The following is a 15,348-nucleotide window of genomic DNA, read 5'->3' on the forward strand; positions in this document are numbered from 1 at the left end:
GCCTACCGACTCCCGCTCAGATGCGCGAACACCACCACATTCCCCTGATAACCCGTCGACCGCGAATACCCACCCCCACACGTGATCACCCGCAACTCCGGCCGCCGCGCCGCCCCGTACACCTTCTGGTCGGGAAAGCGGTTCGCCTCGTACACCTCGACCGCGTCCACCGTGAACAGCGCGACGCCGCCGTCCAGCCGGTCCAGCTCGATGGTGTTGCCCTTCTTCAGGGCGCCGAGGTCGTAGAAGACGGCGGGCCCGTCGGCGTTGTCGACATGGCCCGCGACGATCGCCGTGCCGGTCTCACCGGGAGTCGTGCCTGCCTCGTACCAGCCGGCGAGGTTCTTCTTCGCGGCCGGGGGCACGTCCAGGCTGCCGGTGCTCGTCAGCTTGAGGCCCATCAGCGGGGCGTTCACATGGATGGCCGGGATACGGATGCGGTCCGGCGGCGACGGCGGCAGCGCACGGGCCGCGGTGCGCCCGGCGACCGGATCGGGCCGCCCCTCGGCGGCGGACGGCTGCGGCGGCGCGTTCGTCTCACCGCCGCCGGCCAGCAGCCACGCGCCCGCGCACAGGGCGACCACGGTGACGGCCCCTATCGCGGCATTGGCCCCTGCCGCGGTGTTGCCGAATCCACGACGGCGTCTACGACGACGCATCACGCACCCCTCTCCAGTGACCAGGTCCTGCCCCGCGCCCCCTCCGGGTCACGAGGGGCGTCGGACCCGGAGGGGAGGGGACTTGCGGTACCGGCGGACGGACAGCGGAGGGTGTCCGTCAGATCCCGTCGCCTCTCGCCCGGCGATGCAGGAGCCAGGTACCGCCCGCGGCGGCGACGGCGAGAGCCGCCACACCGGCCGCGGTCTGCACGGGGTCGGGGCCCAAGGCACCGCCGACCCCCGTCTTCACACTTCCGCGCGGCTGCACCTGCTGCCGCATCGAGGCGAGCGTCACCATCAGATCACCGGTGACCTGCTTGCCGTCCGCGCACTTCGCGACGATCTCGTACGTCCCCGGCTGCGCGCTCGGCGGCACCTTGAACTGCCCGATCGCATCGCCCTCGTGCGCGCTCGGCGCCAGCGTGAACGTGCCGGCGCCCACCGCGCTGGCATCACCGGCCGCCGTGCCGTCGTCGCCGCACGCCGCCGTGTTCACCGTGACGTCGCCGCCCGGCACGGCGTTCGACGGGAACACCTCCAGGCTGCCGGTCTCGCCGCCGTACGCCGGTGCGGTCGCGAGACCCGCGGCGGCGAGGGCGAGCGCGGTACCGGTCAGGAGACGGGCCGTACGTCGCATCGGTGCTCCTCCGAGCTGTGGTTGGCTGCCCTTCCGAGGTAAGTGGCACCGGGCCCGGCCCGCTTCCTGAACGAGCGTCAGAAGTGTGGTGAATGGGTGTCAGAAAGGCGCCCCGACGGCCCGTCCCGTCGCCGTTTCAGCAGGTCATAGGGGTACGGCGAACCCGTCCAGGAGAAGAACCCGAAGAGCGCAAGCCGCGCGTGTGAACGGGTGACCGCAACCCCCGGCGAGAGCGATACCGGCCGAGCTTGACCTCAAGAATGGTTGAGGTACCAGGCTGCCCCGCATGGACACCACTAACCCTCCGCTGACCGTCACCGTCGTCATCGGCAGCAACCGGCACGGCCGCTTCGGCCCCGTCGTCGCCGACTGGCTCCTCACCCACGTCCACGACCGCGCCGACCTCACCCTCCAGGTCGTCGACGTCGCCGACACCGACCACCTGCCGACGTCCCTCGCCCCGACCCCGGAGGCGACCACCGCGCTCGCCGGCATCACCCCGAAACTGTCCTCGGCCGACGCCTTCGTCGTCCTCACCCCCGAGTACAACCACTCCTTCCCGGCCGGCCTCAAGAACCTGATCGATTGGCACTTCACCGAGTGGCGCGCCAAGCCCGTCGCCCTCGTCTCCTACGGCGGCCTCGCCGGCGGCCTGCGCGCGGTGGAACACCTGCGCCAGGTCTTCGCCGAACTCCACGCCGTCACCGTCCGCGACACCGTCTCCTTCCACAACGCCGGCGCGTCCTTCGACGACCGGGGCCTCCCCAAGGACCCCACGGCCCCGGACGCGGCGGCGAAGGCGATGCTCGACCAACTGGTGTGGTGGGGACGGGCGTTGAAGGAGGCGAGGGAGGTGCGGCCGTACTCCGCGTAGACCCGGACCCGGCACTGTCGTGGTGACCCCTGAACTGGCCGTCCATGGCTTGGTGTTGCTGGGCACGGACACCGTGTACGCGGTCCACATGCCCACGTTCACCGCCCGCTACGACTTCCAGGCCGTGCTGCGGGTCACCCGGCCTGGCGGGCGAGGCCTAGCGCGTCAACCGCAGCGACAACCCGTCGAGGACGACCTCAAGGCCGTAGGCGAACTTGCTGTCGCGCAGGGCCACCGGGTCGGTGATCGTCGGGGCCGACTCGGCGTAGGAACCGGCGAGATGGGCATGACCGGCCGCGGCCTGCCGCGCGGCCGGCATCAGCCGGGCGATGAACCCGGCCTCGCTCTCCCCGGACCGCGCGACCGTGGTCAGCCAGGCGGCCTCGGTCGTGCTCATCCCGATCGTGTACGACAGCACGGCGTCGATCGCGCCGCTCGGCTCGGGGAACCCGACGGCCGTGAACAGCGCGGCGAGCCGTTCGGAGAAGGACATGAGGTTGGGGCCGAGGTAGGCGAGCCCGGCCTGTCCGAGGACCGAGGACAGCCAGGGGTGCCGTAGGGCGGTGGCACGGAAGGAGCCGGCGGCTGCCGTGACAGCGGTACGCCAGTCCGGGGCGCCGGTGTCCAGGGCGTCCGCGCCGGGGACGTGGATCTCGGCGGCGACCTCGTCCACGGCCAGTTCCATCAGCTCGTCCTTGGTCGCGACATGCCGGTAGAGAGAGGTCGCGCCGGCGCCCAGGCGGGCGCCGAGCTTGCGCATGCTCAGCGCCTCGATGCCGTCGGCGTCCAGCATGGCGATCGCCTCGCGGACGATCGCGTCCCGGCTGAGCGCGGGCTGATCGGGCGAGCGCTGCTCACGGGCCCACACGGAGGGGATGGGGTTCGGCTTCGCCGTCGTCGGCTTGGTCCTGGCGGCCATGGGGACTCCTTCGTGCGGGCCGTGCATGCCCTGCGTACGTCGTTCGCACCCAGCGTACAGAGTTCAAGGATTGCGCACACCGTTCCGGTGTGCGTACAGTGTTCGCATTGAAGGAACGGTGTACGCACAAAGTCGGCCGATGACGCCGACGACTCTGAAGGGAAGCCCCATGGAAACCCGAAACCCCCGGCGCTGGTGGATCCTCGTCGTGCTGTGCCTCAGCTCGCTGGTCCTGGTGGTCGACAGCATGGCGCTGACCGTGGCGGTGCCGTCGATGACCGAGAGCATCGGGGCGAGCGCCCAGGACACGCAGTGGATCCTCGACTCCTACATCCTGGTCTTCGCCGGCCTCCTGCTGACCTCCGGCAGCCTCGGCGACCGTTTCGGCCGCCGCAGGGTGATGCTGATCGGCCTGGTCCTCTTCGGGGCCGCGTCACTGGCGGCGACGTTCTGCGCGAACCCCGGCGAAGTGATCGCCGTACGGGTGGCGATGGGGGTGGGCGGGGCGTTGATCATGCCGTCGACGCTCTCGATCCTCATCACCGTGTTCGACGCAGAGGAGCGCGGCAAGGCGATGGCGGCCTGGGGTTCGGTGTCGATGCTGGCGCTGGTCGGCAGCCCGGTGCTGGGCGGCGTCCTGATCGACCACTTCTCGTGGCACTCCATCTTCTTCCTCAACGTCCCGGTCGTGGCCCTCGCTCTCGTCGCCGGGGTGACGCTGATGCCGGAGTCCAAGGGCCCGTGGCAGAAGCCGGATCCGCTGGGCGCGGTGCTGTCGGCGGTCGGTATGACCGCCCTGATCTGGTGGATCATCGAGATTCCGCAGCACGGGGCGTTCGCGGGCCGGGGTCTGGTCACCCTGGTGGTGGCGGTCGCCTCCCTGGCCGGATTCATCGTCTGGGAGAACGTCACGCCGACCCCGATGGTCCCCCTGGTCCTCTTCAAACACCGTAATTTCAGCGGCGGTTCGCTCTCCCTGACCCTGGTCCAGATAGGCAACGGCGGCCTGCTGCTGGTCCTCACCCAGTACCTGCAGTTCGTGCTCGGCTACTCACCGGTCAAGGCGGGCCTGGCCTTCGTCCCGCTGGCGGTCACCGCACTCGTCGGCAACGCGGCGGGCGCCAAGTTCACCGCGAGGTACGGACACCGCTACCTGATCCTGGCGGGCATGCTCGTGATGGCGTCGTCCTTCGCCCTCCTCACGACGGTCACCGCCGACACCGGTTTCACCGTCCCGGCGGTGGCGCTCGGCCTCCTGGGCCTGGGCGCGGGCCTCGCGATGCCGGCGGCGGTGGGCGCCCTGATGGGCACGATCCCCGAGGACAAGGCGGGCGTCGGCTCGGCCCTCAACGACACCATCCAGCAAGCCGGTACGGCCCTGGGCATCGCGATCCTCGGCTCCCTCCTGTCGAGCGGCTTCGCGGACGAGATGCCTTCCGGTACGTCCGACGAGGCTCGCCACTCGATCGGCGGGGCGCTGGCGGCGGCGCACGGGGACGCGGGGTTGGTGCGGGCGGCCCGGGAAGCGTTCACGCACTCCATGTCAACGGCCTTCACGGTGAGCGCGGTCGGGGTTGTGGCGGCGGGGTTGCTGGCGGCTGTGGTGATGCGGGACGGGAAGCGTGGTGCGGCGGAGGCTCCTCGGCCCTCGGGGGATTCCGCGGAAGAGGTGGCGGGGCGGCGGGAGTTGACCGCCTGACCTCAACTCACCTGGAGGACAAGGCCGTTGCCCAGAGCGGGCGACGGCCTTGTCGTGCCGCCTTCGTGTCGACTCCCGGTAGGGGGGCAAGGTCAAGACCTGTCCGGGCAGGACCATGCGGAGATCCTCATGGTGCGGAGATCGACATCGACCTCGATCGCCTCCGGCGCGCTGTCGCTCGTCACGCGTGCGCGGACGGTGTCGGCCCCGATGCTACGGGGATCGCCGACGGTGAAGGTGGTGGTGGCTTCCACCTGACCGCACGTGGCCGCCAAGTCACCGGCTCCGCTGCCTTCGAGAACGACTTCTCGCTTCAGTGCGGTGTCCGTGAAATGCGCCTTCATCAGCTTCCACAGCTTCGCCTTCGCATCCTGTGCGGCAAAGGCATCCGGCAGAACCGAGTAGTAGGCCCGAAGGTTCTCCTGGGCCGCCGATATCCTGGAATCCTCCCCGTGACGGGAGGGATCTGCCGTCGATCGGTTCACGCCCACGGAATTCCAGAACGCGCTCGCACCGATCGCCGTCACGGCAATCGCCGCGACGACGGCGGAACGGGTCCGGCGTTGACGGCGTCGGACGCTCCGGCGACGCAACTCCTGTGCGGACACCGGCCGGTCCACCCAGACCCTCTCCAGCTGCGCGATGCTCTCGGCAAGCCAGACGGGACGCTCGTACCCATCCGAATCATCCGGCTCATTCAGCTCATTCAACTCATCCGACATGGTCCACCTCCTGGTCCGGCAGGGAGGAAAAATGACGGGCGAGCGACAGGCGCCCGCGGACCAGCCACACCCTGATGCTCCCGGCCGGCCAGCCCGTCTCGGCGCTTATCTGCTCGACACTGAGGTCGCACAAGTGGTGGAGGACAACGACACTTCTGTGCTTCTGCGGAAGAGTGCGAAGTGCCTCGACGAGAGCGACACGTTCGGGGGACGGCCCCTCGACGGAGTGCTGTTCGTGATGGCGCTGCATGAGCTGCACACCGCGCCGCACCCGCCGGAAACGGGACACGGCAAGCCGCCAGGCCGTCGTACGGATCCACGCCTCCTGGGAACCGTCGCTCGTGAAGATCCCCCGTCGGCCCCAGGCCCTTATGAACGCCTCCTGCACCACATCCTGGGCCTCCGGCAGATCGCCGGTCATCGCGTAGAGCTGCCGAACGAGCCTGGGGTAGGCCAGTGCGTAGAACTCGTCGAACTCCTCTTCCGCCGCGCCTCTCGCCACTCTTCCGCCATTCATATCCGTCCACAGAACGGCCAGGGGTCCTCTGTTGGGGGAAGTACGAACGGGCGCCGATCCTCCGCTACAGAGACTCTCCGTGATCTGCGTCACCGCATCCGGGTGTCGCGTCCGGGCCCCCGCGCTGCGTAGTCACCCTGTCCAAGTCGCACCGACAGCAGAGGAACTCCCATGCGCCATGCAGCCCCCCGTAAGCCGAGCAGGATGGGAACGACGTTGAGGACCGCCGCGGTCAGCGCTCTGGCGCTCGGCGGTCTGACGGTGGCGGCGGGATCGCAGGTCCAGGCGGCCACGGCGACCTCGCACTCCGCGAAGGACGACTCGGCGCGCATCCAGAAGCAGAAGGCCGAAGCGGTCGCCGCCGCGGCCAAGGGGCAGACGTCACGGCCCGTGACGGACCCCGAAGCGGTGCGCACCCTCAAGATGAAGACGATCGCGATGGCTCACGCGCCGAAGCGCTGATCGACTTCGTGTCCTTCATGGGCGTGCTCGTCCACGGCTTGACCAACTAGCCGGAGAGTGCTTCTGACCTGCGGTGATGAGACATGTACAAGGTCCTGTCGGCTGCACGGGACGAAGCCTCTCCAGCGCCGGCCTCGCTTCGACGAGTGGCGGTGACCACTCACACGGCCCGCTCCATGCACACGAGTTGATCCCGCTCGTCCCACGACTCGGTGACGGTGAAGCCGAACCGCTGGTACAGGGCGATGGCTCCGGTCCGCCATTTCCACACCGACAGCCGCACGGCGCCCGCGCCGCTTTCCGCCGCGTCCGCGAGCGCGGCACCGAGCAGGTCCGACGCGATGCCCCGGCCGCGGAAGGCCGGGTCGGTCCAGAGCCGCTTGATCTCCGACCGTCCGTCGGTGGGGGCGGTCACCACCAGACAGCCCACCGCGGCGCCCCCGCTCAGAGCCACCAGTACGACATCGTCGACGAACGCCGTCCGCGGGTCCGAGATCTCCGCCCGGTACCGCTCCGGCAGCTCGTCCACATCGGCGACGGGCGCCCCTTTCTCGGCCTCCGTCCGCAGATGATAGGCAGCTAGCAGCGTAGCCAGACCGTCCTCGACGGAAAGGGTCCGGCCTGGCCGGCGGACGATGGAGACCTGGTGCTGATCAGTCATGGCTTCAGCATCCGTCATGCCCGTCGTGGGGAACAATCGCGCCGGCGGAACGCAGCGAGCGAAGGTCAAGGCATGTTCGTCGCGTTCCGCAGCCGCGCGAACGACATGTCCAGCCCGTTCTTCAGCAGCCGGGCCACCGGCCGTTCCACGAGACGGTGGACGAGCCAACTCAGCACCAGGAAACCGCAGATCACGGAGGCCACCAGAAGGCGGGGGTCCATGGTGTCGCGGAAGCGGTTGATCAGGGTCGTGCCGGCGAGGTAGTGCATCAGATAGAACGGATACGTCATCGCGCCGGCCGTAGTGAGCCACTTCCAGCGGACGCGGTCGGTCGCGCCGAGGGCGATGGCGGCCATGACCAGCAGGAACACGGTGAACAGCGCGACGCTCGCACGCCAGCTGGAGACCCGCTCGACGGTGTCTATCCGGTGGCCGAGTTCCAACTGGCCCATCAGCCAGGCCAGTCCGAGGATGCCCCACAGCAACAGGTCGTGCCCGAAGCGGTACATGAGGTACAGCGCCAGGCCGGCGATGAAGTACCAGGCGCCTTCCGGGTTGACGAGCAACGTCAGCGGGCGGAAGCGCGCGGCCGGGGCGATCATCGCGGCGGCGCCCCAGAAGCAGCAGAAGAGGACGACCTTGCGGTAGGTCAGGCCGGTGATGACGACGGCCATGAAGAGAAGGTAGAAACGCAGCTCCGACCAGAGGGTCCAGTACACGCCGTCGACGTTCGAGACCCCCGAACCGGATTGCAGCATCGTGAGGTTGAGCAGGATCTCGCGCAGCTTCTGCCGCTCCCACACGCCGGGCAGGGTCACCAGGGCGGCCGTGGTGAAGACGATGGAGAACCAGTACGCCGGGTACAGCCGGATCACCCGCGAGGTGAAGAACTGCCGTGGGGTGCGGCCCCAGCAGGACATGCAGATCACGAAGCCGCTGATCACGAAGAACATCTCGACGCCGATCCAGCCGTAGGCCGAGAACCGGAACACCGTGGGCATGATGTCGGACACCGGCCGGCCCCAGATCAGGTTGTCCGGCTGGTTGACCCGCCAGGTGCCGGCGTAGTGGTGGGCGGCCACGAACAGGGCGGCGAGCAGCCGCATCCCGTCGATGGCGTACAACCGCCGCTGGGATGACGGTCGTTGCTGTAAAATCAGGGAGGCGTGTCTTGGCGCTCTCCGTCTTCGGGGTGGGGATGACGCCCGCTCCGTCGCCCCGGCGTACATAGACATCTCGGTCCATATCGGCTCTGGGGTTCGGGAGCAGGCACGCCAAACCCACGCGTATCGGAAGTCTCGCGGTTCACAGGAAGAGACCCGCGTGGTGTGCCGATGGTTGTAGGCGGACTCCGGGGAATCCCCGGCCTCACCCCACGGCGACCGCGCTCCACGCGGCGGCCACCGCGTTGTACTCCGAACTTCCCGTCCCGTACAGGTCCTTGGCCGCGTTGAGCGTCGCCGTCCGGGCCCCCGCGTAGTTCGTCGAGGACGTCATGTAGACCGTCAACGCCCGGTACCAGATCGCCCCCAGCTTGTCCCGGCCGATCCCGCCCACCGAAGTCCCGTTGCAGGTTGGCGAGTTGTAGCTGACACCGTTGAGGGTCTTCGCGCCGCTGCCCTCCGCGAGGAGATACGCGAAGTGGTTCGCGACGCCGGACGAGTAGTGGACGTCCAGATTCCCGACCGTCGAACTCCAGCAGTCCGCGGAGCTCCCGTCCTTGGACGGCTGGTCCATGTACCGCAGCGCCGACCGGCCGAAGCCCGACCGCACGATCTTCTCGCCGATGAGGTAGTCACCGGGATCGGAGGAGTTGTCGGCGTACCACTCCACCAGCGTGCCCATGATGTCCGAGGTCGCCTCGTTGAGCCCGCCGGACTCGCCCGAGTACGTCAGCGCCGCCGTCTTGGATGTCACGCCGTGCGTCATCTCGTGCCCGGCGACATCCAGCGCCACCAGCGGACCGAGCTGCGTCCCGTCACCGTCGCCGTACGTCATGCAGAAGCAACTGTCGTCCCAGAACGCGTTGTTGTAGCTGTTGCCGTAGTGGACGCGGTTGTACGAACCCTTGCCGTCGCCCGCGATGCCGTTCCGGCCGTGGACGGTCCTGTAGTAGTCCCAGGTCTCGTTCGTGCCGTACTGCGCGTCCACCGCCGCCGACGAACGGTCCGAAGTCGCCCCCGTCCCCCAGTGGTTGTCGGCGTCCGTGAACACCGTGGACGGGGCGCGGCTGATGCAGATGCCGAGAATGCACAGGTCGGTCCTGTTCGCCGCGTCACCGGTGTAAGTCCCGCCGCGCGTCGCGTCCTTGAGCTGATACGTCGATCCCGACAGCGTCGTCTCCAGCGGCACCGTCCCGCTGTACAGCGACTGCCCGTCGCCGGTCGCCGTCTCCACACTGTCCCAGGCGTCGAGCTGCGCGCCGGTACGGGCGTCGGTCAGCACCGTGCGGGCGACCGGGTTGCCGAGCGAGTCCTTGGCGACGACGTTGGTCCGCCAGGCCAGCTTCGGGACGCCGTGGAGGGCGTCAACTATCAGCTGGGGCTTGGCCGTTACCCCCTTCAGCGCCTCGCCGAGATTGGCCGCCCGCAGCGCGTTGACGGCCAGGTCCGCCGCTCTCGGTGCGGCCACCTTCGGTGTCACGGTCGCCAGGGATATGGAGTTCCGGGTCGCGCGGTCGGCACTCCGATAGCCGCCGTCGGGGGCCAGGTGGACGACGAAGTCACCGCCGAGCACGGGAAGTTGACGGTACGTCCGGTCGTAGCGGACATGCTGCGAGCCGTCCGGATCGACGACCACGTCCCGGACCGACGTGCCCTCCGAGGCCGTCAGCCCCAGACTCGCGGCATGGGCCACCAGCGCGGACGCGGCGTTCGCGATCGCGGCGCTCCGGGTCGGCCGGTCGGCCGCGTGGGCGGTGGGGGAGAGGGTGGCGGCCAGCAGGGTAGCGGCGCCCGCCGCGATACCGGCCGTGGCGATACGGGAACCTCGGATGTGCCGTGTCCGACTCATGGGTCTCCTCAAGAACGCAAGTGGGGGGCGTGGGGGCTGCGTTGATGTTGAATAAGATTTAAAGGGTCATGACATGTCATGTCCATAGCGCATGCAAAGACCGGAGAGTGATGACGACGCCCCTCCCCTTCTTCGTCTACGGCACCCTCCGCCCCGGCGAGCCCAACCACGACCTGTTCCTGCGTGGCCGCACGGACTCCGAAGAACGGGCACGACTGCCCGGCGCCGCCCTCTATGACGGCCCCGGCTACCCGTACGCCGTCGAGGCCCCCGGCTCGGTGGTCGTCGGCGAACTCGTCACCGCACGGCCCGAGGCCTACCCCCGACTCCTCATGGACCTGGACCGGCTTGAGGACTACGCCCCGGGCGACCCGCGCAACCTCTACGAGCGCGTCGAACGCCGGGTGACCCGCGAAGCCGACGGCGCGGCCGTACGCGCCTGGGTCTACCTGGCCGCCCCCTCGGTCACCGCCCACCTCCGCGCCCACGGCAGGCTGATCGAGGGCGGCGACTGGCTGGGCCGCCCCTGACCGATCGTTGAACAATCCTCAGCCGGTGGAGCCCAACGCCCGCGCGACCCCCGTCTCCTTCGGCCCGAGGAAGTGGGGATCGGGATGGAACATCAGGTCCAGCGCGGCCTTGCCCGCCGCGAAGACCTCGCGGGTGCCGCCGTAGTACCAGGTCACGTCGTGCGTGTCGTCGACACCGACGCCGTACGAGTCGACGCCCGCCGCGTCGCACAGCGCGACCGCCCGCCGGATGTGGAAGTTCTGGCTGATGAGCACGGCCTTGTCGACGCCGAAGATCTTCTTGGCGCGGACGCAGGAGTCCCAGGTGTCGAAGCCGGCGTAATCGGTCACCACGCGCGCGCGTGGCACCCCGTGCTTGGCCAGATAGCCGCGCATCGCGTCCGGCTCGTCGTAGTCCTCGCGGCTGTTGTCGCCGGTCACCAGGACGACCTTCACCCGGCCCTCCCGGTACAGCGTCGCCGCCGCGTCCAGCCGGTGCGCGAGATACGGCGACGGCTCGCCGTCCCACAGCCCGGCACCGAAGACCACGGCCACATCGGTACGCGGCGCGTCCTGAAGGGTCCGCAGCCGGTCGGCCGTGGACACCCACAGCCAGGTCGCCGGCAGCAGCGCGAGGACACAGCCGAGGGCAACGCCCTGCACGAGCCGTCGCCACCCGGCACGCGTGCGTGGCAGCCGCGGCCGGCGAAGTCCAGGGCGGCGCAGCAGGCGGATCGGACGCATCAAAGGGGCCCCTCCCCGTTCGGGTTCGACAGTCACAGACGCGCCCCGACGCCCTCCGGTTCGCCGCCCGCAGTGTGACCGGCTTCACTGTGAATCCCGAAGCCGCAGGTCACGTCGCCTCACACACCCCCGGCACCCCACCGTGAACCCCCGGAAAACCCCCGTCATTCCGGTGCAACGGGACGGCAACCTCCCACCGCCACCATCACTCCATGACGGCGTCGCATCATCCCCACGACGAGTCCACGACCCTCGACAGTACGGCGCATCTCATGAACCGGATCAGCAGTCAGCTCGCCACCCAGCTCAGCCTCGTCGCCCCGAACGGCACCCGGCGCCCCGGCCCGCCCGCGCTCGTCCTGGTGGCCCACGGCAGCCGCGACCCGCGCGCCCTGAGCACCGTACGAGCCCTGGTGGACCGAATCCGCGACCTCCGCCCCGCCCTCCCCGTCCACCTGGGCCACATCGAACTCAATGAGCCCCGTCTCCCGGACACCCTCACCGAACTGGGCCCCACGGAAGCCGTCCTGGTCCCCCTCCTCCTGGCCCGCGGCTACCACGTCAAGCAGGACATCCCCGAGCTGGCCGCAAAGGCCCAGGCACGCACGCGCGTGGCGCCCCCTTTGGGCCCGCACCCCCTCCTCGTGGAGACCCTCTACGACCGCCTGGTGGAAGCGGGTTGGCGCACCAGGACCGACGACCAGACCCGTCGGGGGAGCGCCGTGGTCCTGGCCGCAGCGGGCTCGCGGGACCCGGAATCCAAGCTGGACACCAACCACACGGCCCAACTCCTGGCCGACCGCCTGGGCGTCCCCGTGGTCCCCGCGTACGCCTCGGCGGCGGCCCCCACGGTCTCCGCGGCGATCCGCGCCCTCGCGGCGCGAGGCCGACACCGGGTGGCTGTCGCATCCTGCTTCACGGCCCCGGGCCGCTTCGCGACGCAGTGCGCGGAGCAGGCCCCGTGGATCGCGTCAGCACCCCTGGGAGCCCACCCCGCAATGGCGAGGCTCGTACTCCACCGCTACGACCAGACACTGGCGACGCTGGCGACGACGGCACCTGAGTTGGCTTCAGCTTGAACCAACGGTGGGGGGCAATTCCCTAGGGGCGCGGGGCTGTATCTATTTGCGGCTCCGCCGCGTGGGCGCGCCCAGCCCCCACGCACCCGCAGACGCAACCAAACCGCACCCGGCAGACGCATAAGCGCCCCGCAACTCCCGAATTGTCACTACCGCCGCTTACTGTCGAAGCATGGACGGCACAACTGCACCGAACCCCTACGACCCGACATCAGTCGACCGCTGGGCAACAGAGCCCGACAAACGCCCGGGCCGCACCGCCTTCCAACGCGACCGCGCCCGCGTACTGCACTCCGCCGCCCTACGCCGCCTCGCCGGCAAAACCCAGGTGGTCACCCCAGGAACCCGCAGCCAGGCCTGGGACGCAAGCCCCCGCACCCGCCTCACCCACTCCTTGGAGTGCGCCCAGGTGGGCCGAGAGCTGGGCGCAGCCCTCGGTTGCGACCCCGACCTCGTAGAAGCCGCCTGCCTCTCCCACGACCTGGGCCACCCGCCCTTCGGCCACAACGGAGAACAGGCACTGAACGAATTCGCGGACGACTGCGGCGGTTTCGAGGGCAACGCCCAGTCCCTGAGGCTCCTCACCCGCATCGAACCGAAGCGCTTCGTCAGCAGCGACACGACCGGCGACCTGGTGAGCGTGGGCCTCAACCTCACCCGAGCCACCCTCGACGCCGCGACCAAGTACCCCTGGCCGCGCGGAGCGCACCCCACCGACCCCAAGTCCCCGAAGTTCGGCGTCTACGAGGACGACAGACCCGTGTTCGACTGGGTCCGCAAGGGCGCCCCCGGCACGCGCACGTGCTTCGAGGCCCAGGTGATGGACTGGTCGGACGACGTGGCGTACTCCGTGCACGACGTCGAGGACGGCCTCCACGCGGGCCACTTCGACCCCAACTGCCTGCACGCCGAACCGGAACGCCAGGAGATCTTCAAGGTGGCCATCGGCCGCTACGTCCCCGCGGACACGGCCCCCGACGAACTCGCCGAGGCGCTGGACCGGCTCCAGAACGAGCCGTGGTGGCCGCACGGCTACGACGGTTCGGCCGTCGCGCAGGCCCGCCTCAAGGACGCCACCAGCCAGCTCATCGGCCGCTTCTGCCTGGCCGCCGAGACCGCCACGCGCGCGGCGTACGGCACCGGCCGCCTCACCCGCTACGACGCCGAACTCGTCGTACCGCGCGAGGCACGACTGGAGTGCGCGGTCCTCAAGGCGGTCGCCGATCGGTACGTCATGCAGCGCGCCGAACAGGAGCGCATCCGCGCCGACGAGCGCGTCGTGGTCGCCGAACTCGCCGAGGTGCTCACGACGCGCGCGCCCGACGGCCTGGAGCCGCAGTTCCGCGCGCAGTTCGACGAGGCGCCCGACGACCGCGCCCGCAAGCGGGTGATCGTCGATCAGATCGCGTCACTCACGGACGCTTCGGCGCGGTCTCTTCACGCGTATCTCACATCGCTGGGGCACAGTGACGCGGAACACGTCCGAATGTGACCCTCCGTGGCCTGATCGGGCCACACCCCCTTCCCGCATCACGCTGCGTGCGGGACGCTCGCATATGACGGCACCCTTACGAGGAGGCATCAAGTGGTCGACGCGGATCAGACATTCGTCATCGTCGGAGGAGGCCTGGCCGGCGCCAAGGCGGCCGAGACGCTCCGAGCGGAGGGCTTCACCGGCCGCGTGATACTGATCTGCGACGAACGCGACCACCCGTACGAGCGCCCGCCGTTGTCCAAGGGCTACCTCCTCGGCAAGGAGGAGCGCGACAGCGTCTTCGTCCACGAACCCGCCTGGTACGCGCAGAACGACATCGAGCTGCACCTCGGCCAGACCGTCGACAACATCGACCGTACGGCGAAGACGGTCCGCTTCGGGGACGACGGCACCCTTGTCCACTACGACAAGCTGCTCATCGCCACCGGCGCCGAACCCCGCCGCCTCGACATCCCGGGCACCGACCTCGCGGGCGTCCACCACCTGCGCCGCCTCTCGCACGCCGAGCGCCTGAAGAACGTCCTGGCGTCCCTGGGCCGGGACAACGGCCATCTGGTGATCGCCGGCGGCGGCTGGATCGGCCTGGAGGTCGCGGCGGCGGCCCGCGAGTACGGCGCCGAGGTCACCGTCGTAGAACCCTCGCAGACCCCGCTGCACGGCGTCCTCGGCCCCGAACTGGGCCAGCTCTTCGCCGACCTGCACGCCGAGCACGGCGTGCGTTTCCACTTCGGCGCCAAACTCACCGAGATCGTCGGCCAGGACGGCATGGTCCTCGCCGCCCGCACCGACGACGGCGAGGAGCACCCCGCGCACGACGTCCTCGCGGCCATCGGCGCCGCCCCGCGCACCGCGCTCGCCGAGGCGGCAGGACTGGAACTCGCCGACCGCGCGCACGGCGGCGGCATCGCGGTCGACGAACGGCTGCGCACCTCCGACCCCGACATCTACGCGGCCGGTGACGTGGCCGCCTTCCACCACGCCCTCTTCGACACCCGACTGCGCGTGGAGCACTGGGCGAACGCCCTGAACGGCGGCCCGGCGGCGGCCCGCGCGATGCTCGGCAAGGACGTCACCTACGACCGCGTGCCCTATTTCTTCTCCGATCAGTACGACTTGGGTATGGAGTACTCCGGCTGGGCGCCCCCGGGTTCCTACGACGAAGTGGTGATCCGGGGAGACGCGGGCAAGCGCGAGTTCATCGCCTTCTGGATGAAGGAGGGCCGGGTGCTGGCCGGGATGAACGTGAATGTGTGGGACGTCACAGAGCCCATCCAGCAGCTGATCCGCTCCAAGGCACAGGTGGACACCGAGGCACTCGCGGACCCACACGTTCCGCTGGACAGCCTGGGCGGCTGAAGC

The 15,348-nt window shown here is 69.6% G+C and carries 16 protein-coding genes; 7 read left to right on the forward strand and 9 right to left on the reverse strand.

Annotated features, from left to right (window positions below; translation table 11 throughout):
• Nucleotides 1-2: 2 nt before the first annotated feature.
• Both ACIQBL_RS32855 and ACIQBL_RS32860 read right to left on the reverse strand, forming a co-directional pair.
• Entirely contained in the window at nucleotides 3-659 is a 657-nt protein-coding gene (locus tag ACIQBL_RS32855) for a class F sortase (protein WP_401948143.1), read from the reverse strand.
• Nucleotides 660-777: 118 nt separating this feature from the next.
• Complete coding sequence (locus ACIQBL_RS32860) at nucleotides 778-1,296, reverse strand: hypothetical protein (RefSeq protein ID WP_401948146.1); 519 nt, start codon at nucleotides 1,294-1,296, stop codon at nucleotides 778-780.
• Nucleotides 1,297-1,582: 286 nt separating this feature from the next.
• Here ACIQBL_RS32860 and ACIQBL_RS32865 point away from each other — a divergent pair, with 286 nt between their 5' ends.
• Nucleotides 1,583-2,170, forward strand: a complete 588-nt coding sequence (locus ACIQBL_RS32865) for an NADPH-dependent FMN reductase (RefSeq protein WP_401948148.1) — start codon at nucleotides 1,583-1,585, stop codon at nucleotides 2,168-2,170.
• A 157-nt stretch (nucleotides 2,171-2,327) separates the two neighbouring features.
• On the opposite strand, the gene ACIQBL_RS32870 is transcribed toward ACIQBL_RS32865, so the two are convergent.
• Nucleotides 2,328-3,089 (reverse strand): TetR/AcrR family transcriptional regulator, encoded by a 762-nt coding sequence (locus ACIQBL_RS32870; RefSeq protein WP_401948150.1) that lies wholly within the window; start codon nucleotides 3,087-3,089, stop codon nucleotides 2,328-2,330.
• Between the two features lie 169 nt (nucleotides 3,090-3,258).
• Between ACIQBL_RS32870 and ACIQBL_RS32875 the strand changes: the two genes are divergently transcribed.
• Nucleotides 3,259-4,788, forward strand: a complete 1,530-nt coding sequence (locus ACIQBL_RS32875) for an MFS transporter (RefSeq protein WP_401948153.1) — start codon at nucleotides 3,259-3,261, stop codon at nucleotides 4,786-4,788.
• Between the two features lie 92 nt (nucleotides 4,789-4,880).
• Here the strand turns inward: ACIQBL_RS32875 and ACIQBL_RS32880 are convergent, their stop codons facing one another.
• Nucleotides 4,881-5,510: a hypothetical protein gene (locus tag ACIQBL_RS32880; protein WP_401948156.1), complete on the reverse strand. Its 630-nt coding sequence runs from the start codon at nucleotides 5,508-5,510 to the stop codon at nucleotides 4,881-4,883.
• Nucleotides 5,500-6,027 (reverse strand): SigE family RNA polymerase sigma factor, encoded by a 528-nt coding sequence (locus ACIQBL_RS32885; protein WP_401948158.1) that lies wholly within the window; start codon nucleotides 6,025-6,027, stop codon nucleotides 5,500-5,502. Before ACIQBL_RS32885 ends, ACIQBL_RS32880 begins: the two co-directional genes overlap by 11 nt.
• 171 nt (nucleotides 6,028-6,198) lie before the next feature.
• Here ACIQBL_RS32885 and ACIQBL_RS32890 point away from each other — a divergent pair, with 171 nt between their 5' ends.
• Nucleotides 6,199-6,489 carry a hypothetical protein gene (locus ACIQBL_RS32890; protein ID WP_401948161.1) on the forward strand — a complete coding sequence of 97 codons (291 nt, stop codon included), beginning with the start codon at nucleotides 6,199-6,201 and terminating at the stop codon, nucleotides 6,487-6,489.
• A 160-nt stretch (nucleotides 6,490-6,649) separates the two neighbouring features.
• On the opposite strand, the gene ACIQBL_RS32895 is transcribed toward ACIQBL_RS32890, so the two are convergent.
• From ACIQBL_RS32895 to ACIQBL_RS32905, 3 genes are all read right to left on the reverse strand, one after another.
• Nucleotides 6,650-7,150: a GNAT family N-acetyltransferase gene (locus tag ACIQBL_RS32895; protein ID WP_401948163.1), complete on the reverse strand. Its 501-nt coding sequence runs from the start codon at nucleotides 7,148-7,150 to the stop codon at nucleotides 6,650-6,652.
• Between the two features lie 65 nt (nucleotides 7,151-7,215).
• Complete coding sequence (locus ACIQBL_RS32900) at nucleotides 7,216-8,385, reverse strand: acyltransferase family protein (protein WP_401948165.1); 1,170 nt, start codon at nucleotides 8,383-8,385, stop codon at nucleotides 7,216-7,218.
• A 133-nt stretch (nucleotides 8,386-8,518) separates the two neighbouring features.
• The gene (locus ACIQBL_RS32905) at nucleotides 8,519-10,162 is read right to left on the reverse strand and encodes a M4 family metallopeptidase (protein ID WP_401948168.1); all 1,644 of its coding nucleotides are present in this window, start codon (nucleotides 10,160-10,162) and stop codon (nucleotides 8,519-8,521) included.
• A 110-nt stretch (nucleotides 10,163-10,272) separates the two neighbouring features.
• Here ACIQBL_RS32905 and ACIQBL_RS32910 point away from each other — a divergent pair, with 110 nt between their 5' ends.
• Nucleotides 10,273-10,692: a gamma-glutamylcyclotransferase family protein gene (locus ACIQBL_RS32910; protein WP_401948171.1), complete on the forward strand. Its 420-nt coding sequence runs from the start codon at nucleotides 10,273-10,275 to the stop codon at nucleotides 10,690-10,692.
• Between the two features lie 18 nt (nucleotides 10,693-10,710).
• Here the strand turns inward: ACIQBL_RS32910 and ACIQBL_RS32915 are convergent, their stop codons facing one another.
• Entirely contained in the window at nucleotides 10,711-11,397 is a 687-nt protein-coding gene (locus ACIQBL_RS32915; RefSeq protein ID WP_401948799.1) for a vancomycin high temperature exclusion protein, read from the reverse strand.
• Nucleotides 11,398-11,627: 230 nt separating this feature from the next.
• On the opposite strand from ACIQBL_RS32915, the gene ACIQBL_RS32920 reads away from it, so the two are divergent.
• From ACIQBL_RS32920 to ACIQBL_RS32930, 3 genes are all read left to right on the forward strand, one after another.
• Nucleotides 11,628-12,494, forward strand: coding sequence for a sirohydrochlorin chelatase (locus tag ACIQBL_RS32920; protein ID WP_401948174.1), 867 nt, complete (start codon nucleotides 11,628-11,630; stop codon nucleotides 12,492-12,494).
• A 172-nt stretch (nucleotides 12,495-12,666) separates the two neighbouring features.
• Nucleotides 12,667-13,986: a deoxyguanosinetriphosphate triphosphohydrolase gene (locus ACIQBL_RS32925; protein WP_401948177.1), complete on the forward strand. Its 1,320-nt coding sequence runs from the start codon at nucleotides 12,667-12,669 to the stop codon at nucleotides 13,984-13,986.
• A 93-nt stretch (nucleotides 13,987-14,079) separates the two neighbouring features.
• The gene (locus ACIQBL_RS32930) at nucleotides 14,080-15,345 is read left to right on the forward strand and encodes an NAD(P)/FAD-dependent oxidoreductase (RefSeq protein ID WP_401948180.1); all 1,266 of its coding nucleotides are present in this window, start codon (nucleotides 14,080-14,082) and stop codon (nucleotides 15,343-15,345) included.
• The last annotated feature ends 3 nt before the right edge of the window (nucleotides 15,346-15,348 follow it).

The sequence above is a fragment of the Streptomyces sp. NPDC088350 genome, from assembly GCF_044753545.1.
Lineage (GTDB): Bacteria > Actinomycetota > Actinomycetes > Streptomycetales > Streptomycetaceae > Streptomyces.